Genomic DNA, 18645 nt, shown 5'->3' on the forward strand with positions numbered 1-18645 from the left:
CCGCTATTGCCGCCACCACCCGCTCGCGCAGATCCACTGACAGCGCTTTCGACATGCCCGTCGCCCCTCCAATACCAGGGCAACTGAATCACCTTCCGCCCGGCGCCGGGATCACAAGCGATTCAGTCAGGCCGAAAACCGCTCTAGGCGACGTGGACAAAGGTGCTTCACACCCTGAACCTGAGGTGATTCAAGGCTGCCTCCTGAAGGGAGGCGCCGGTGCTGCGAGGTTTGCTGACGGACGAGGAATGGGCCTTCTTCGAGCCATTCGTGGTCGAGACCGGCCCCTTCCGCGGCCGGACACTTCGAAGAACCTCGCGGCTGAGGCGTCGACCTGATTCACTGACCCTGGTCAGCGGAGGCGGCGGGAATGGCGTATCAGCCTGGCTTCTTCGATGTGGATGAGCGCTATGCGGCCTTGTCGGCGGCCGGCGATCCACTGGAGCGGCTCTCAGCCGTGGTCGACTTCGAGATCTTCCGCCCCGTACTGGAGGCGGCGCTGAGGCGGTCGGACCGCAGCCGTGGTGGGCGCCCGTCCTATGACGCGGTGCTGATGTTCCGCATCCTGGTGCTGCAGGCGCTCTATAGCCTCTCGGACAAGCAGGCAGAGTTCCAATTGCGGGACCGGCTGTCTTTCATGCGCTTCGTGGGCATGGGCCTGCACCAGGCGGTGCCGGACGCCAAGACGATCTGGCTCTATCGCGAGCAGCTCAAACAGGCGGGCGCCATTGAGGGCCTGTTCCGCCGCTTCGACGAGGTGCTGGCCGCCAAGGGCCTCCTCGCCATGGGCGGGCAGATCATCGACGCCACGATCATCGCCGCGCCGCGCCAGAAGCTCACCCTGGGGGAGAAGGCCACAATCCGGCAGGGCGGCACGCCTACGGATTAGTCTCGCGCCAAGCGGGCACAGAAGGATCGAGATGCTCGCTGGACGCTCAAGCGTGGGAAGGCCAAGCCCAAACCCGAAGGCAATCAGCGCCAAGCCATCCAGATCGCGGTGCCGATTTTCGGCTACAAGAGCCACATCGGCATCGACTGGCGGCACGGGCTGATCCGCCGCTGGACGGTGACCGATGCCGCCCAGCACGACAGCCGCAGCTTTGCTGGCTTGCTCGATCCCGGGAACACTGCCAGCCGTGTCTGGGCCGACACCGCCTACCGCACGAAACGCAACTTGGAAATCCTGGAGCGCCGCGGTCTGAGCGAGTACATCCTGTTCCGCCGGCCACCTCGGCGCTAACTCTCTGAGCTGCAGGCGAAAGCCAATGCGTCACGCGCCCGGATCCGCTCTGGCATCGAGCATGTCTTCGCCGCACAGAAGCACCGCATGGCGCTGTTCGTCCGCACCATCGGCCTGGCCCGGGCGCAGGTGAAGATCGGCATGGCCAACCTGGCGTACAACTTCACCCGCCTCGCCTGGCTCAGCACCCGAACTGCGCCCGGATAGCCCGGCAGCTCCACAAAGAGCGGCGCCAGCGGCGCCAAGCCCCTCATCCAGCTCCATCAGCAGGCTCGCGTCACGACCGGGCGCGACCATCAAGCTCCCAATGGTCATGCAGCGGCGGGTACTTCGAGGTCTCCGGCTGTTCAGCCACCTCGTCACGCTGATCCAATGTCCACATTGCTGACGGGGGTTTCCATCACCTCATCATAAAATGCCCAGATAGGGTTATCCGTCCTGCAGTACTGGACCAATTCCGACTACTTCGGCTGGTCGCCTATCATGTACAGCGAGGATAAGCGAAAACCCTTCGGCCTCGCTACACCATCCACAGCAGGCACCTCATGCCCGCTGACTATGATTTGGAGATGCACCTTATGCTCTCGTGCCAAGTCAGGCGGAAAGGCGAACCAACAATAGAAATATCCCTGCCTTTTCGCCTTCATGGCTGATGCAAGCTGGATGTCAACATCAAGCCCATTCATCTTGATTGTCAAAGGACAATCAGGCGCACTGATGCAGGCTGGTAGATCCAGCGCTCCCTCCAGCTTCATCCCCTTGAAAGTTGACCATCTCGTGTGGCTAGGTAGTGTCAGCCCCGCCTCCTGATAAACCCAGACGCCGCGGGAGTCGATCATCAGCCAGCCCTCGCCGAGCGCGCCCAGGCCAATGTGGCCGGCGCCAAAGGACAATTTCGGTGCGTCGGGCTTGTCGAGGAAAGAAAAGCTTTTCCACTTCAACTCCAGAAGCTCTGCAGCCATCGCCTCGGCTTTTTTCTTCCATTCCTGGCCTTGTGGTGACAGAGGCCCATCAATGCGGAAGTTGGGCAGCGCCGCTTCCAAAGCCCGGGCAAAATCCAGGGGGGCATCCTGCTGGCGGTGTCTAGCAGCCTGCTTGTACAGCGCCTCGAGATCGTCCAGATACCGCGAAAGATCTAGGTGTGGTCGTAGTAGTGCCCGCGTTCGAGCAAAATCTTCTGGATCGTACAAGCTGATCTCTGCTTTGATCAACGCCGCCTCAGAGGGCAGGCGGCGAATGGACGATCCGAAGTTGCGCCGAAACCAGGATTCAGCGACGTCAGCTGTAACCAAACCTGCAACTCCATTCTCATCAGCGCAGAGTACAGGGCGATTGGCACATAGCGCCTCCATTGCCGCTTTGCCGGTGGCAACCACAAGGTCTGTCTGCACAAAGGCTTCGTGCAGTGACGATGAGAGTTTGCCTACTCCACCGCCGACGAGTTCCACGGCAAGCCCCATCTCCTGACATGCTTTCTTCACAGCCGCGGCCTGGTGTGCGCCGTATTTTGCTATAATCAAAACGCGACGAATACCCGCCGGCGGTGGTGCTTCCTGGAAGGGTAAGCCGCTTGCATTCTGGAGGGTAACTACGCGTACTGGATCGATGCCAAGTGCCTCCCATAGCCGGTTCCGGACAGGGTTACTGTGAGCCACATAGAGACCGATGCTAGACAAAACCGGTGGTTCATCATGCCATGATGTTGCATCGTGGCAGAACCATAACGCTGGAACGTCTGGAAAGAGAGCTCGTGCGACAAGGAACGGAGCGGTGTGGTGGCCATGCAGGATATCCGGATTAAAGCGACTAAGCTTCTCGATCCGCTCCGTTACCAACACGCCTGCCTTCCGCAGATGAGCCGCAAGGTCACTCAGTGGCGATGTGACGTAGACTGCAACGTCGTGACCTCGCTCAGAGAGCCCTTGAGCAACTTCCGACGTGACGATCTCAGTGCCGGAGCGCTGATCGAGCCGAATGTTCGTGATGATAATACGCATGCGATCACCTCATGAGAGGCATCCTATCGGCTGAAACGCGTTCTTTGACCATCCACTTTCAGATGGTGAAACCTTCCGTGTGTTCAGTCAGCAAAGATAGTCCGCGCCCGATCGAGAAGCGCCACACGCTCTGTCAGGCCATTCAGCCCGCCGTTGATGCGGCGGGTGAGGGCGGATGACCGTGTAGCCAGAACTGGTCCGCCCGCAGGGAGAGCTTTCCGGCTTCATCAGCAGCCCTTCCGGGCTGCTGTGGCAGCAAATTCCTGGGGCGCCAGGTGCCCCAGGGCACTGTGAGGACGGCACGCATTGTAGTCCCGTCTCCAGGCCTCGATCTTGCTCCTGGCATCCTCCAGCGACAAGAACCATTGCGTGTCCAGGCATTCGTCGCAGAGGCGGCCGTTGAAACTCTCCACCAACTGGCGGCCCCTCCGAGCAGCGCCTGGCAGCCGGGCCCCACAAACCCCAGACCGGCCGCTCCGCGGTTCTGCGGGCTCTGCGGCAGGCCGGCTGCCAGCAGCGGCAGGTAGAGGCGGAGCCACAGGAGAGCCACCAGCCCGAGCGGCACCGCCACATGCTCGGGCCCCGCCTCCTCGGCCAGGCCGGCGGCGCCATCGGCCACCCGGCACAGGCTGCGCAGCAGGCCGAGCTTGTAGGTCGCACTCTTCGCGTCGTTGAGGATCAGGTGGCGCAACAGCGGCAGAGCGCCGCTGCCGTCATCGGGCAGGCGCAGCACCATCTGCGTCCAGCGGATCTCGGACCGGCCCAGCCGTTCAGCCGCCTCGGTGACGGACAGGAGGACCAGCCCCTTCGCCCGGGCCAGCGCCTCGATCTCGGCCACCGACACCGGGTGCATGCCGCGCTCGGGCTCAGCCGGGCCGTGCCGCAGGGTCAGCGCCAGGAGGCCGCCCGCCTTCAGCAGCCCCACCAGCTTGCGGAAGGCGCGCGGCCGGTCTGCCGGGGCGACGTGCTGCCAGACCGCGCTCAGCAGCACCAGATCGGCCGCCAGACCCAGCCGCTGCGTGGCGGCAAGCGCCGGCAGGCGGTCGTCCAGCCAGCGGACCCGCAGCCCGGCCTGGCGCGGCTCGGCCGCCTGGCGCAGGGCGGCCACCGGCTCGATCGCCAGCACCTGGTGGCCCTGTGCGGCAAGCCACGCCGCCTCTCGCCCGGTGCCGGCGCCGACATCGAGGATCAGCCCCGGCTCCTGCGGCAGAAAGGGCTGCAGCCAGCCGAGCAGGGCCTCGGCCGGCACCGCCGCATCGCGCTCGGCCAGCATCGTGGCTTCGGCTGCGTACCAGGCGAGCGCCACCTCCGTCCTGCCCTGCTGCTCCGCGTCAACCATCGTCAACCCTGTCAACCTCGCCCAAACCGCGCCACTGGCGCGCGCGCATGCTCTGCCCGACCATAATGGCCCACCCCTAGGGAGGGACCCGCAAGGGGGGGGCCGGGTCAGCGCTCCCCGTCAATCTGTCCAATGGCTGTTTCACGTTTTTCCGCGTACGCCCGCTCTCCTGCCTGTGAGCACATCGGAGAAGGCGGGGTGGAGGCAAGCGGCTTTTTTGAGGCTGAGAGGATTTCTCCTGCCGCTGCAGCCATCGCCTTGGGCTGTGAACGGGTTCACAGCCCGGTTCACAGCGTAAAATATTGATCTGGAAGAATATGTGAATGTGTGAACCGTGTGAAGGTCATGTCCCTCACGCGCGCCTCTGCACGCGCAAAAGGCGCGTACGCGGGCGCGCCCGCGTACGCGGCCGCGCCACGTGGGCGCGAGGAAACGCGTTCACAGCTTCACAGCTTCACATTTCGAGCGATTTCAGCAGCTTGGGGTGTGAAGGGGGGCGTGAAGCCATTCACACAGGACGATTGTGCTGCTGGACAGGCCGGCACCAACCGGCTGGCTGAACCTACCGGGCCGCGTCCTCCTCGTCCAGCGTCTGCGACACTCCTGCCGGCAGACCGCGTTGAGCGGGATCATCGGACCAGGTCAGGCCAGAGCACGCCGCGGGCCACCGCGGGGAGCGATGGGCAGCAGGGCCGCCTGCGCCGCCGCCCCGCTGCGGAGCGCGCGCAGCGCAGGGTGAAACGGATGATGCGTGTTGCCGGCCAGGTTCAGCGGCTGCTGAGTGATGCCGAGCGTCTCAAGCTCAATCATCACCTTCAGGCGCAGCAAGTGAAAGATACTCTTGCGAGAGATTCTTCGTCAGTTCAGGAAGGTCAGCAGATCCTGATGGATTGCCGTCCAGGGCTGATCGAGATTCAGCGTGCACACCCGCACCCGATGGCCGGCCAAGGTGTAGTCCAGCCGCAGATCCTGCGCCGTGACACGCGGGTAGAGCAGCAAGCCCTCGGCCTTGGCTGCCGCCGGCGTATTGTGGTCGATGTGCTGCAGGTAGGTCAGCATCTGATAAAGGTTCTCGGATTTGAGCGTCTCGGGTCCGTCCCGAAAGCGGCTGAGCGTTTTCTTGTGGTACTTGGCGTCCATGACGATGGTACGCCCCAGGCTGCGCAGCGTCACATCGGTGCGCATCCTGGGCAGAAACACCGCGTGCGCGGGATCGGCGCAGTGCGCATCCCAGGCAATGTGCTCAGCGCTCACCCGAAAGATGCTTTGCTCGGCACGATAGAAGTTGCGCAAAAAGGCCTCGAACACGGTCGACATACGGACCTCGTCTTCGAGCAGATCAGCAAATCGGGTGCGGCTTTGTCCTTCGCCGGGCAGAAGATTGTCGAGGATCAGGGCGCAGATCCGCAGCAGCAGATCGTAGTGTCGGGTGTTGCGCGACAGCTGTGTCAACGCCGTTTGAAAACTGACCCACTTTGGATTGATGTGCCGGTCGAAAGCTGACCCACGTGTCTGTTGCCCGGTGTGGGGGTGAGCCCGACCCAGGCTGCGTTTCTCATTCTGTCTGCTTCGGTTTTGCCATGACCCCGGCGCGACGCTTGTCCTTCAGGCGGTAGCTTTCGCCGCTGATCTGCACCACCGTGGCATGGTGCAGCAGCCGGTCCAGCATGGCTGCCGTCAGCACTGTCTCGCCCGCGAATGCCTGATCCCAGCTGCCGAAGGTCAGGTTAGAGGTCAGCACCATGGCGCCGCGCTCATAGCGCCGGGTCACCACCTGAAAGAACAGGTTCGCCTGCTCCCGGCCCATCGGCAGGTAGCCGATCTCGTCGATGACCAGCAGGCGGTAGGTATTCACCGCCCGGTGCAGCACCTCCTTCAGGCGCCCCTGCCGCTGCGCGGTCTCCAGCAGCATCACTAGGTCGGCCGCAGTGGTGAACCGCACCTTCCAGCCCCGCTGCGTCGCCAGGTAGCCGAGTGCGATTGCCAGGTGGGTCTTGCCCACGCCCGAGGGGCCGAGCAGCACCACGTTCTCCCGCCGCTCGACGAAAGCCAGGCTCGCCAGTTCCTGGATCTGCTGCCGCGGCGCGCCGGTGGCAAAGCCGAAGTCGTAGCCATCCAACGTCTTGACCGCGGGGAACCCCGCCGTGCGGGCGAACATCTCCCGCGCCCGGCCCCGGCGCACCTCGCGCTCACCCTTCAGGGTCTCCTCGAGGAAGTCGCTGAACGACGCATCTGTCGCCGCCGCGGCCTGGGCCGTCGCGCCGTAAAGGTCGGGGACCGCCGCCAGCCGCAACTCCGTGCAGAGCTCGACGATCCGGGCGTGCTGGGTGTTGCTCATGCCACGCCCGCCGGAGCGAGCAGCGCGTCATAGACCGCCAGTGGATGCTGCAGCCCGACGATCGGCTGCGTGGCAGGCGGTTGGAGAGCCTCGGCGCGCAGCACCAAACCCTGATAGGGCGGCGGCACCGGCTGCAGGGCCGCGCGTTCCTGCTCCAGCCGCTCCGCAGGCACCGCTCCGGTGGTCGCATGCACCCGGGCATTGGCCACCTCGCGCAGCCAGCGCCCCGCCGCCAGGTTTGCCGCCGCCTGGTCCACCACCACGCCCTCGGTCGCCATCCGGCTCGCCAGCGGAACCCAGAGGCTGCCGCGCAGGTAGCGGATGAAGCGCTCGACCTTACCCTTGGTGCACGGCCGGTAGGGCTGGCAGAGCCGCGGCCGCAGGCCGCAATGGCGGGCAAAATCGAGGAAGGCCGGGTGGTAGCGGTGCAGGCCGAGGCCGTAGCAGTCCCGCTGCAGCACCACGCTGCGCATGTTGTCGTAGAGCACCACCTTGGGCACCCCGCCAAAGGCCAGGAAGGCCCGCTCATGGGCTGCCAGCAGGGTTTCCAGCCGCTCGTCGGTGACGAATTCCACATAGGCCGCCCGGCTCCAGCCCAGCGTCGCTACGAACACCGACAGCCGATCCGGGCCACGTCGCAGCGAGGCCCAGTCCACCTGCATCTGCTCACCCGGCGCCGTCTCGAACCGTACCACCGGCTCCGGCATCACCGCCTGACGCAGGCGCTGCAGGAAATCCTTGAGGATGGTGTAGCCACCCTCATAGCCACGCTCGCGCAGTTCCCGCAGCAGCACGCTCGCCGCCAGCGGCTCCGGCAGCGCCGAGGCCACCCGCGTCGCGATATACCCCTCGAACGCCGCCAGTTTGCCGGGTTGCGGCACTCGACCGCGGTAGCGGCCTGCCTCAGGCTCCCGCAGGTAGCGTCGCACCGTGTTGCGCGACACCCCAACCTGTCGCGCGATCTCCCGCACGCCCAGTCCATGCTTGGCCAGCACCCTGATCTCCAAGGCCACCTCTCCCCCTACCATCCAGGCCCCCGTCACCACGACAGGGCCACCTTAGGCATGGGTCAGATTTCAAACGGCGCCTGGGTCAGTTTCACAGCGGCAGCTACAGCTGCACCTGCCGGAACAACGCACGGGACAGCGGTCGGTCTGATACGCCCGCCAACTGCAGGTGTAGGCGACGCAGCTCCTGCGCCAGCTCTCGGTTCAAGCCTTCGGCCGCCGCCAAGCTCCGCAGCGTGGCTTTGAGGATCTGGTTGTGCGGCAGATCAACGCTGAGCTCATCCGTGGAACAGACAGCGCGGCCACGCACCAGCGAAGCCCGCTTGATGGTGTCAGCCAGCAAAAAGCGTCCTCGAGGCGCGGCTGTCTCCTCGACCAGCTCACGGTAGCCGCGGTCGATGCCTTGCCGTAGCAGACGGCGCATGCCGTTTCTAAGCACGCGCGCAAACACGCGCGCAAAGAGGTCGAGAATGTCGGGCCCCCCCCGTTGCGCCAAGCTCGATCGCCCGCCCCTCGGGAAAGCGATCCCAGGCGTAGAGGAACAGGTAGTAGAGGTTCTGGATCGGGATGGAGCTGGGCATGACCGCCCGCTATCAAGCCAAGAGCTTGCTGCGCCAGCTCTCCGCCTTGTCCGGATCGTCGAACCAATACTCCTCCAGCAGCGGCACGATTTCGGTCTCGATCACCCGACGGTACCAATCTGCTTCTGCTTCCGGCGCCAGCCCCGCCTCTCCCTCTGCAGGCTTGGGCGGTCCGGCAAAGAAGCTATGGCCGATGCAGAATCCTGGACCCAGATTGCTGCGATCGCCAGCAATCTCCTGATTCAAATCGGCCATACGGGTGCGGATCCGATTGATTGTCTTAGGCGAAACCTGGGACTTGTGCAGATGCGCGCCAAAACTGTCTTCGGCAAAGCCCGGCGCCACGGTGACAAAGGCAAAGCGCCGGCGCAGCGCGTAATCGACCACGGCCAAGCTGCGATCGGCGGTGTTCATCATGCCGAGCAGATAGACATTGGGTGGCACATAGAAGCGCGCATCAGCCTGCTCGGCATAGGCCAGTTTGACCGCCCATTCGGGTGCGCGCTTGTCCGGCTCGATCAGCAGCATCAGCTCGCCCAGGATCTTGGACAAATTGCCACGGTTGATCTCATCGATGACGAAAACATAGATCTGCTTTGGATCAGCGAGGGCCCGGCGACAGAATTCAAGGAACACCCCTTCGCGCAGCACAAAGCTGTCCTTGTTGGGCCGGTATCCCTGAACAAAATCCTCGTAAGCGTAGGCCTGGTGGAACTGCACGGTGCGCAGCCGACTGGGATCCTCAAAGCGCATCAGGGCGTAGGCCAGACGGCGTGCCACATAGCTTTTGCCAACCCCCGGGGCGCCTTGCAGGATCAGGTTGCGCTTGTGGCGCCAGACATCGAGGGCACGCTCGAAGGTGCTGCGCGGCATGAACAGCCCGTCCATCGCCTCGTCGATGCTGTAGGCCTTGCGCTCAGGCTCCGGCAGGGGTTGGGGCGGATCAATGTCTGTGGCCCCTACGGCTGCCCACAGCGCGTCCAGGCTGGCCGTTTCCATGATCGGTTGGGTCAAAGTCTTTGTAGGCAGCGTGAAGGGTGCTTGCCACTCGCCGCGGGCAATTCAGCGAACCGCGCGTACGTTCTGTAGCGCTGCGCGGCTTGGGTCATACGCATAGTCGCCGACAACCTCACCATGGCCGACAATGGTGCCGCGCCCGCGCTTGGCAAAGACGATGTCACCGGGGCGGATCGCATGGGCAAAGTCGTAGCAGGCGCGGGCATCATTGCTGGGCTGACCGTCGCGCGGATAGGCTTCTGCCAGCGCCTCCAGCATGGCCGTCGGTGTTGCATATTGACGCAGATCGCCGAGCGCGTCCCAGCCGACGGCCATCAGTCCGCGCTCGTAGAGCTCGTTCCAGTGTGCGGCCCCCTCCCCCGGCGACCAGAACCAGATCCGGGGTGCAGCTTCAGCAGTCGGCAGCGTGTCTCCCGGAGCGGCCAGGCCACCTTTATCCAGGATCGCGGCATAGGCGTCCAGCAGTGCCTCCAAATCGGCGGTGATCTCAAGGTCGGAAGGCACGGCGCCCGCGGGGTAGAATTTGTGGGCAATGGTACTGTGCTCGTAATCGGTGCCCAGCGAGGCTGGTGGTCTGCAGGTCGATGCTGTCATCAAGCCGAAAGTCGGCCTCGGCCAGGCTCGGCACCATGGCACGCGCCCGCCGGGCCCGAGCAGCAAGCTCCTGGCGGCCTGCGCTGCGGCGGTGCTGCTGGACGACTTCGGTCACCCCCTGATTGAGGGTGAGATAGACGCCGGACATGTCCTGCGGGAACAGGAAGACCGCATAGAGGCCGCGCTGGGTCGAACTGGTCTCCCGTTCATCCATGAGCGCCATCCAGGGCACGGTGGCCCAGACCCCGGCGCCAAGGCTCCAGCTGACCTTGACCTGTGGATGGGCCTGCAGAGGCGGCAGCGCCGCCAAGCCCGTCTGCAGCCGCTCCATCAGCGGCCAAAGCTCGGCGTGGCGGCCAAAGGGGATGCTGCCGCGGATCGCTGAGAAGCGGGAAAGAAACTCCTCCAGGGCCGGGCGGACGACCTCCTCGGTGGTCAGCAGGGGCATAGACAGATCGAGTTCCTCAGTGCTTTCCCGGGACAGCAGATCGGATGCCTGATCGGCCAGAGGCACGACCAGGTGCATCCAGGGGGCGAACAGCGTGGCGACCTCCTGGACCACCACCTCGAAATTGGTCTGGTCGAGCTCCTCGAGGCCGATGTAGCGGCTGATCGACCCTCTAGCCCAATTGGCACCCTCGGCGGAGCCGAGGAAGCTGAGCCAAGCGTCCAGGTCAGTGAAGTCGGCGACTCCAGGGCCAAGCCGGGTCTTGCGGCGAAACAGCCAGCTTCTGTTTGACCGGGCGAGAGCCTGTGTCAGGGTCTCGGCCTGTGCCGAGCCAGGAGGCGGTAGGGCAGCAAAGATCTGCGGGGCGGCTTTCCTAATCTTCAGTTTTGTCGTTTTGTTATAAAAATCTTTAGGATGAATGGTGGCAGCAAAGCCCACCTCAACGCCCTGGCCCGAGACGATGGCAAAGACCTGCGGCATGCCGACGAAGGCGGCCAGGTTGCGGCGGTTGTAAGCGCCGAACCACAGGTCTTTCGGCAGATAGCCGCGCACGCCGCCCTGCACCGAGAAGCCGCTGGTCACCTTGGCGGCGAAGTCCTGCGGACTGCCGAGGGTGGTGACCGCCACTTGGCCCAGCTGTTCCAAGGCCGTGTGGATGGTGCGGTAGGCCTGATGCTGGTCGGGAGAGAGATCCTTGTAGCGCGCCTTGGTCCGGCTCTGGGCCAGCAGTTCCACATCACGCCGCGCAATCTGAATCACACCGAACCCTCCCCAGCAAGGCAAAGATAACCAAGCGCCAAGAGCCTCACCAGATCACGAGGATGGCCACAAGTATGAGGCACACGGCTGCTTGGCAGCACCGAGAGAGAGCGAGTGGAAGATCTACGACCCTGATGGCACGCAGAGTTCCCTCCGCAGCAGAAAATATCAAGTAATACCAGATGTATAATTACCAATCAGCGGATCAGAGCCTCCCAAAAATGTACCTCTTGGGGATCAATAGGAATGGATATTGCCGAAAATGGTGCGCTAAAAGGGTCACATGCCGAAGCCCAAGGAGCTCACCCTCCAAATTCATGCGGGGGGGCGATGGAATGACGCCGCTCAGTTGACCCTCAACCATCCCGAGGCGGGATGGAGGGGGGCGAGCAAACTGGCCTATGACGATGCCTGGGTGTTTGAAGCGGACCCAGATTTCACGGACAGGGTGCACGGCTGGCAGGCCTTGAGTGTGCGGCTGCCACCCTCTCTGCGACTGTCTAGCTTCGAGAGCTGGCCACCGTTCCTGCTGGACCTCCTGCCGCAGGGCCATGCTCGCAAGGTGCTGGCCGAGGTCCTGGGTCTCCATCAGGATGCTGCTGCCTGTGACACCCCTCTCTTGCTGCGAGCGGCCGGCGATCCGATTGGCAACATCCGGATCAAGCAAGCCTGGGACGCCGAGCGGAAGCGGGTGAAAGCGGCCGAGGCCCACCCGGGGCTGACGCTCGAGGAGATCTTTGAGCGCGGCGACACCTTCAATGAGTTTGCGCGCGACTTTGCAGCCGTAGCGTCCGGCTCCAGCGGCGTTCAGGGGGCTTGGCCCAAGCTGCTGATGACCCGCAACGCAGCCGGTCATTGGCTCCCGGATCCGATGGTGCCGGACGACCAAGCCACTGACCATGCGATCATCAAGTGGATGGGTGACAAGGACGAAGTGACCAGGCTCATCCTGGCGGCCGAGGCACCCTACCTGGAGCTTGCGCGGATCTTTGGTCTTCGGTGTGCGCGGCCGCTCGAGCACCGTAATGGCACGCTGTTCATCCCGCGCTTTGATCGAGAGGTGGTCTCTGGCCGGGTGGTGCGTCTGGGTCAGGAGAGCATTGTCTCTGCCGCTGGTATCGCGGCCTTTGGTCATCAAGCCTCGCACGAGGAGTACCTGGCTGTCCTCAAGACCTGCTGCGATGACCCGGCTGCTGAGGTGACGGAGTACGTTTTGCGCGATGTGCTCAATCTGGCGCTAGGCAATCCGGACAATCACGGGCGGAACACAGCGCTTCAGAAGAGGGCGGATGGCACAGTTCGGCTAGCGCCACTCTACGACTTTTGTCCAATGCGCCTGGATCCGTCTGGTGTCGCCCGCTCCACGACCTGGAAATGCATGAGGCCGTTCAATGGCGCTCGACGGGATCTGAATCCCGATTGGGAAGAGGTTTGCCGGGTCGCAGCCGACGGCGTGCCAGGCTTTGTTGCTGCAGATCTCATGGAGGTGCTGGCCAGCAAGGCGGACTGCCTGCACCGGATGCCAGAGCGCGCGCGCAAAATAGGGATCCCTGACCGCGTGATTGCGGGTGCCATGGGCTTCTGTGGGCAGCATGCCGAGGCTCTCGAAGCCTTGGGCCGGAGGCGACATCATGCCACGCGTTAAGCGACCCTCTCCTGAGGAGCGGATGGCTCTGCGCATCCAGCTGAACGAGGACATCGCAGCAGGCGGGCTGGAGTGGAGCAAAGCCGTCAAACGGATGCGGCAGGCTCTGGGCATGACGCAGGCGCGCTTTGCGCAAACCTTCAAGCTGACGCGGCGGCTGGTCATCGAGCTAGAAGCAGGGACAGCCAATCCAACCGCAGAAACGCTAGCAAAAATTGGTAGGCCGTTCGGCTACCAGGTTGGCTTTGTGCTGAAAAAAGCTGCTGGTAGCAGCAATCAGTACGAACGCTCAGCCAGCTTATGAGGGGGCCAGGTAGTGCTGGAATCTTAGAGCCCGCTTTGCTCTGTTGAAACCTTTTGGCGATGAATGCGCTGGAAGGACATCGAAGTCTGGGCACGAGGTTCTCGATGCGCGGGATGACGAAATCGGCGGTGCGGTTGGCACACGAGGCCTTGGCTGTTGGCCGTCGGACCTTTCCAAGCTACGGCAGCCGGACCTCACGGCATGACTTCACCCAGCCTCAGCTTTTCGCGCTCCTGGTGTTGCGACAGTTCCTGCGCACCGACTACCGTGGTCTCGTGACCCTGGTGGCCGAGTGGCAGGAGTTGCGAAAGGCTTTGGGTCTCCGGAAGGTGCCGCACTACTCCACCCTGGCTTATGCAGCCCGCCGCCTCCTACCGGAGGCGGAAAAAGGGGGGCCTTCCATCATGCTCAGGTGGTCATCGTCGAGCGGGCCCGGTCTGCCAGGCTGATCGGCGCAGCACCAGTTGCCGCTGTGGACGCGACTGGGTTGGAAACGCGGCACATCAGCGAACATTTCGGCAAGCGGCGTGGCGGGAGAAAGGGCTCAGGCCATCGGCAGCGGGCTTGGCCCAAACTGACCGCAGTGCTGCATACCCATTCGCATCTGATCATTGGCGCGGTCACTGGCCTCGGTCCCAGTCAGGACTCCCCAGACTTCACGCCCGCCCTGCGCCAGGCCGCGGCCATCATAGCTTTGGACACGGTGCTGGCCGATGCAGGGTACGACGCCGAGCACAACCATCGCCTCTGCCAGGACGAACTCGGCATCAAACGCAGCATCATCGCCCTGAACCGCCGCAACACCGGGCGGCGCTGGCCGAAGACGACCCATAGGCGAGCTCTCCGGCAACACTTTCCTCGTGCCCTTTATCACCAGCGGTGGCACATCGAGAGCGGGTTCAGTCAACATAAGCGCCGCCTCGGTTCAGCGCTGACCGCGCGCAGCCATCAGTCGCAGCGGCGCGAGCTCATCCTGCGCGTCCTTACCCACAACCTCATGATCCTCAGATCTCGGCAGAAGGTTTCAACAGAGCAAAGCGGGCTCTTAAAGGCGCCACTCGCCTGGTTGAATTGGTAGCTACTGGATAAGTGATCTCTCGAAAAAATTACCCCGCTCTCCTCTGATCTTTCTATGATTTCGATCATAGAACATTCAATTTTTGCCGGCTACTTAAAAGTTACGCGTCCAGGGGAGGTGGAGGAAGCATGCAAGATCTCTGGAGACGTATGCCTGCAACGCTAGGCATCCTGGCGGCCTTGAGCGGCTGCGCCCGCACCATGTTAGACGAGACACAGCCGGTTCTGCCGGTCGAGATGAAAACAGTCTATGATCGCCCCGCCGGTTTGGTGCGGCTGCTCGACACATGCCCAGTGACAGGCGGCCAACCTGAGCCCACTGCGGGCTTGGTCGGAGGCGCGGCGGCTGCCCTGATCCCGGTAGCTGTGGACGTCGGGGTCTCAGCAGTAAAAGACTATTTGTCGCGGCTACAAAGCGAGCGCACAGGGAACTGGAATGCTTCTGGCTCTGGGCGTTTGCAGCCAGGTAAGAAGTGTCTAGTGGTGCTGCGCGGCCGTATCGGTAGTGTGAGTTCGGATGGGAAAATTCCACCCTTGCCGAAGCAGGGCTCCTTACCCAGCGAGCTCGGAAGGACGACGCACCTCACCGCCCCACCGGCTTTTTACTTAGAGGCAAGCCTGCACGTAAACGCGCTAGGGGACCGCTTGGAACTACTTGTGGAGCCTCGCCTGTTGCACTTCGCCCGCACATCCGCTCAGCGTGGTCGCAACGAGGTCAAAGCGCTGGGCTTGGTACTGGTGCTGCGTGGAACGCCACTCCCGCCCCGCCCCACAGAGGCTACTGCGCGAGAGAACGCTGAGACAGTGTTTGCATTCAACCTAGGGCCGGTACGCCCAGGAACCGAGATTAAGCGCGTAAGCAGCGCGGATCCCTTTGCTGATCTACACCAAGCCGCTGTCATTCGCGCCCCGGAGGGAGCGGTGAACTTTGGGGCTTTTGTCACCGAGGCAGGCACTCCTGACGAGGTGCTGCGCTTAATGAACGCCACTATGGCACGGCAAGGAGATGCGCTCACCAAAGCCCTCTCAGAGTCTATCCAGGCTGCCCTGAAGGATTCCGGACAATGAATTGGAATATTAGACGATATGACATGAGTCCAGCGTCTTTGATCCCGCCCGTACTGCTGGCCGTGGCGCTTGCTCTCCCTATCTCAGCGACGGCGGAGGACGAATCTTCACCTAAGATTCGCACACGCCCGACGGGCTCATTGGAGATGAAAGCCGTATCGGATCTGCCACAGGATGGCACTGGCCTAAAAGTTGGCAACGCCGAGGAGGTAGACCCGCGCAACTGGCCCGCTATCTTCCGCACCGAATTTGAGCTGGGTGCTGATAAGTGGTTTTGCACATCCACACTGGTGGGACCGCAGGCCTTGCTCACCGCGGCTCACTGCGTCGGCAACGACAACAAGGTAACACTGGTACGCAAACGCGCGGGTGGCGACGAAAAGTGGGTGGCGGACTGCACCATCCATCCTGCCTACCTGAACAATAAGGCTAGTGCGGACGTGGCAATGTGTCTGCCTAGAACTTCGGTGCGTGTGAACCACTACGAGAATCTGTCCTTAGATCCGTTACCTCGAGGGTCGACGGCACGCTTGATGGGCGAGGGTTGTACGGAGGATGGTAAGCCGGCAGATGGCAAGCTGCGGATCGGAGACACTACGCTGCGCCGGCTGCCGGGGGAGGTTCGCTTGGCTGGCGACGCTGAGTACTGGGGGGAAACCCAAGCAGGGCGGGAAACAGGCCAAGGCTACCTGTGCAAAGGCGACAGTGGTGGGCCAACCATGCACGAGCGGGTAAGCGGCCAGCCCGTGATCCATGCCGTCAACTCCGCTGCTGTGCCCAACACCGGTACCTCCTACGTCACGGCGCTGTGGTCACCGCCTATCCAAGAGTTTCTAATGAAATGGGCACAGGAGAATCGCCAAGCGCTATGCGGAGTATCTGACAATGCGACCGGCTGCCGCCGTTAGCTTGGTAGTGACCCTCCTACTTAGCGGCGAGGCCGCTGCACAAGGGATGGTCACGGCCACGGAGTCCTCCGGCGAAGCGCGCGACATAACGCGGATGAGCGCTGTACAGCCCAACGATCCGCGCCTTAATGGTGCGTCCTGCGCACAGGGAACAGACGCCGATGCCTCGTGGCCCTTCGACACGGGCGCTGCATGGGCAGCAGCGCAGGATGCTATCCATTACGTGCAGGCTAATGGTGGTACTTTGCGGGCAGTGGCCATCCGTGTTGGAGACAACGGCATCCGCGAAGACCATCGGGAAGAAATTCCCCTGAGCCTTCGCTTTCAAAATCGCCGGCAGACTTCCGCCGGACCCTTAATTGAACACGGCATTTCAAGCGATGGCACTGGCAACGTGGAGCCTCCGCCTCCGGACAGTGAGTGGTGGCACGGCGCCGAGGTAGCCCATCTTGCCTTGGGAGGACCCGCCTTCTGGCAAAAAGATCCACCGGAATTAGGCAAGCGGATCAAAGTTACGTTCGCTCGACTGTTCGACGCAGGCGGAGGTAGTACTGTGCGCTTTCGCGAGGGCGTGCTGGCCTCAAGCCTCGAGGCGTGGGAGCCACGCCCTGCTGTGCTAAATCTTAGTATTGGTTCCCCCGTTCCTTTCGTGGGCTTTGATGCTGCTTTGCGCCAAGCGGTTGGCTATCGACAAGTTTTAGTTGTAGCGGCCGGCAACGAAGCGCGGAGTCTCTCCGAATATGCTAGCTACCCTGCCTTATATGCCCGCGACCATCCGCCCCTGTTAGTTGTGGGCGCGCATGATCGGCGCGGCCTGTTGCTCGGCTTCTCCAACTATGGCCGTGAGCACGTCCATCTGCTGGCCCCCGGATGCGGCCTTTCGCCAAAAACGGGCAATACTGGGATGCCCAAGCTAACCGGCACTAGTTTCGCCGCGCCGTTGGTTTCCTTCACTGCCGCGATGTTACTCAGTCTTACCGCACACTCGGAACGTCAGTCTGTGGAAGTGCGGGAACGGCTGCGGATCACGGCTCGTCGCCTCATGCCCGAGAACGAGACCGCTGTTGCATATGGGATCCTCGATGTTCCTGCGGCATTGCGCCTCTATGATGACGTGCTTCGCCTAATTGATGGAAGACTGCTCCATGGTAATTGGAAGCATGATGACGAAAGAGACAAGCGGACGCTCGAGACTCTATGTCGGGAGAAGAATGGCGACGGGCGGGACTGGAAGACCATTAGCCTAGACCGGGTAGCACGAGTGCGTGTGCATCAAGAGGAAAAACGTGTACGCCTTCGCCTCCTAATCCGCGAGCGCTCCACATCTCGCCTCCCGCTATGGGAGGACGAGTGCGAACCGGCGACAGAAGGACTCAGTTTCGTAGAAGCGCAAGGAAAGCCCGAAGTTCGGCCCTGGCGCGACATTGCAGACCTAATGCCAGCAAGAAATTTCTGGGATCGGCGCTCCGTTGGTCCTACGCCCAATGTCGCGCTCGGGCCACCAGATTCTCTCCCTTATATCGTAATGGGGCGGCTTAGTCGTGAAGGCCCAATGATATTAGACCAAGTCGGCCGCGCCTTGGTTCGTAGTAGACTTGCGCCGGAGAACCCAACATCGGCACAGCAGCGTGCGGCTATCGAGGCTTTCCAGGCTATGCGGCGGGAGGCCATTACAGGGGAACTCACACGGGCGCAGCTCCTAGACCTCAATCGTATCCATATGCCTTAAGCAGGACGCCTATTGGGCTGCTGGTCAGCCGCTTGCCGCAATTGACTGCTATGCGTTCATCTTCTTCATTCGGAAAGCAGACGTGGTCGACTGACGGTCCATTGCTTGAGATAGGAGGAAGCCTACCCATCCATGGCTTGCCAGGCCACGAGGGAACATTTCTGCTCTGCTCCTTCTGGCTCGTCGATGCGCTGCTGGTGCTGGACCGGAAGGACGAGGCGAAGCAGCGCTTCGACGCGCTCCTCGACCATGCGAACGATCTGGGCCTCTACGCGGAGGAGATCGACGAGCAGGGGCGCTTTCTTGGTAACTTCCCGCAGGCCTTCAGCCACCTCGGCCTGATCCATACGGCATTGCTGATGGACCTCTACGAAGCTGGGGGCGCTAAGGCACTCCAGGGAACTTACGCTGATCGCGCGCTGCGCCAAACTGAGAAGCGGCGTGTATCCCTCATTACCGTTTCTTATTCTGATGAGATCCTTCGCTGCCAATTTTCCTGTGGCGCCTCAGTCTTATTTATAGGACATTTCGTGATGTAGGTTAAATTCTTGATCAACTGGCGACCCGTAGCGATGACGCAGGCCGCCGTCTTTT

The 18645-nt window shown here is 62.6% G+C and carries 16 protein-coding genes and 3 pseudogenes; 8 read left to right on the top strand and 11 right to left on the bottom strand.

From position 1 onward, the window contains the following. The first annotated feature begins 370 nt into the window (after nucleotides 1-370). Nucleotides 371-1447: pseudogene (locus CR165_RS22110) on the top strand (IS5 family transposase). A gap of 254 nt (nucleotides 1448-1701) precedes the next feature. Here CR165_RS22110 and CR165_RS22115 read toward each other — a convergent pair. The 11 genes and pseudogenes from CR165_RS22115 to CR165_RS26080 form a co-directional block, all read right to left on the bottom strand. Then, on the bottom strand, nucleotides 1702-3237 hold the full coding sequence (locus CR165_RS22115) for a glycosyltransferase family 4 protein (RefSeq protein ID WP_109519082.1): 1536 nt from the start codon (nucleotides 3235-3237) through the stop codon (nucleotides 1702-1704). A gap of 227 nt (nucleotides 3238-3464) precedes the next feature. Continuing rightward, nucleotides 3465-3650: pseudogene (locus CR165_RS25230) on the bottom strand (integrase core domain-containing protein); the annotation flags it as partial. Nucleotides 3651-4132: 482 nt separating this feature from the next. Next, nucleotides 4133-4576, bottom strand: a pseudogene (locus tag CR165_RS25830) (class I SAM-dependent methyltransferase); the annotation flags it as partial. Nucleotides 4577-5218: 642 nt separating this feature from the next. Next, nucleotides 5219-5404: a hypothetical protein gene (locus CR165_RS22125; RefSeq protein ID WP_109519084.1), complete on the bottom strand. Its 186-nt coding sequence runs from the start codon at nucleotides 5402-5404 to the stop codon at nucleotides 5219-5221. 30 nt (nucleotides 5405-5434) lie between these two features. Continuing rightward, nucleotides 5435-6028 (bottom strand): 5-methylcytosine restriction system specificity protein McrC, encoded by a 594-nt coding sequence (locus tag CR165_RS22130; protein WP_181378300.1) that lies wholly within the window; start codon nucleotides 6026-6028, stop codon nucleotides 5435-5437. A 103-nt stretch (nucleotides 6029-6131) separates the two neighbouring features. Further along, nucleotides 6132-6914, bottom strand: coding sequence for an IS21-like element helper ATPase IstB (gene istB / locus CR165_RS22135; protein WP_109519086.1), 783 nt, complete (start codon nucleotides 6912-6914; stop codon nucleotides 6132-6134). Further along, entirely contained in the window at nucleotides 6911-7942 is a 1032-nt protein-coding gene (gene istA, locus CR165_RS22140) for an IS21 family transposase (RefSeq protein ID WP_109519106.1), read from the bottom strand. Before istA ends, istB begins: the two co-directional genes overlap by 4 nt. A gap of 82 nt (nucleotides 7943-8024) precedes the next feature. Beyond that, the gene (locus CR165_RS22145) at nucleotides 8025-8417 is read right to left on the bottom strand and encodes a 5-methylcytosine restriction system specificity protein McrC (protein WP_109519087.1); all 393 of its coding nucleotides are present in this window, start codon (nucleotides 8415-8417) and stop codon (nucleotides 8025-8027) included. Nucleotides 8418-8514: 97 nt separating this feature from the next. Then, nucleotides 8515-9501: an AAA family ATPase gene (locus CR165_RS22150; protein ID WP_181378301.1), complete on the bottom strand. Its 987-nt coding sequence runs from the start codon at nucleotides 9499-9501 to the stop codon at nucleotides 8515-8517. 63 nt (nucleotides 9502-9564) lie between these two features. Further along, entirely contained in the window at nucleotides 9565-10023 is a 459-nt protein-coding gene (locus CR165_RS26075) for a hypothetical protein (protein WP_281262125.1), read from the bottom strand. Next, the gene (locus CR165_RS26080; RefSeq protein WP_146202000.1) at nucleotides 10007-11320 is read right to left on the bottom strand and encodes an MrcB family domain-containing protein; all 1314 of its coding nucleotides are present in this window, start codon (nucleotides 11318-11320) and stop codon (nucleotides 10007-10009) included. The genes CR165_RS26075 and CR165_RS26080 overlap by 17 nt, the downstream gene beginning before the upstream one ends. 283 nt (nucleotides 11321-11603) lie before the next feature. Between CR165_RS26080 and CR165_RS22165 the strand changes: the two genes are divergently transcribed. From CR165_RS22165 to CR165_RS25475, 7 genes are all read left to right on the top strand, one after another. Then, nucleotides 11604-12965: a type II toxin-antitoxin system HipA family toxin gene (locus CR165_RS22165; protein WP_109519089.1), complete on the top strand. Its 1362-nt coding sequence runs from the start codon at nucleotides 11604-11606 to the stop codon at nucleotides 12963-12965. A 22-nt stretch (nucleotides 12966-12987) separates the two neighbouring features. After that, nucleotides 12988-13269, top strand: coding sequence for a helix-turn-helix domain-containing protein (locus CR165_RS22170; protein WP_219929830.1), 282 nt, complete (start codon nucleotides 12988-12990; stop codon nucleotides 13267-13269). A 59-nt stretch (nucleotides 13270-13328) separates the two neighbouring features. Next, nucleotides 13329-13718: a hypothetical protein gene (locus tag CR165_RS22175; RefSeq protein WP_146202001.1), complete on the top strand. Its 390-nt coding sequence runs from the start codon at nucleotides 13329-13331 to the stop codon at nucleotides 13716-13718. Continuing rightward, the gene (locus tag CR165_RS22180) at nucleotides 13682-14347 is read left to right on the top strand and encodes a transposase (protein WP_245906692.1); all 666 of its coding nucleotides are present in this window, start codon (nucleotides 13682-13684) and stop codon (nucleotides 14345-14347) included. The genes CR165_RS22175 and CR165_RS22180 overlap by 37 nt, the downstream gene beginning before the upstream one ends. Nucleotides 14348-15410: 1063 nt before the next feature. Then, on the top strand, nucleotides 15411-16322 hold the full coding sequence (locus CR165_RS22185) for a trypsin-like serine protease (protein ID WP_109519092.1): 912 nt from the start codon (nucleotides 15411-15413) through the stop codon (nucleotides 16320-16322). A gap of 46 nt (nucleotides 16323-16368) precedes the next feature. Next, nucleotides 16369-18051 (top strand): S8/S53 family peptidase, encoded by a 1683-nt coding sequence (locus CR165_RS22190; RefSeq protein WP_181378302.1) that lies wholly within the window; start codon nucleotides 16369-16371, stop codon nucleotides 18049-18051. Nucleotides 18052-18083: 32 nt separating this feature from the next. Beyond that, the gene (locus CR165_RS25475; RefSeq protein WP_219929831.1) at nucleotides 18084-18590 is read left to right on the top strand and encodes a glycoside hydrolase family 15 protein; all 507 of its coding nucleotides are present in this window, start codon (nucleotides 18084-18086) and stop codon (nucleotides 18588-18590) included. Nucleotides 18591-18645 lie beyond the last annotated feature (55 nt).

The sequence above is a fragment of the Teichococcus aestuarii genome (assembly GCF_003116135.1).
In the GTDB taxonomy this organism is placed as follows: domain Bacteria; phylum Pseudomonadota; class Alphaproteobacteria; order Acetobacterales; family Acetobacteraceae; genus Pseudoroseomonas; species Pseudoroseomonas aestuarii.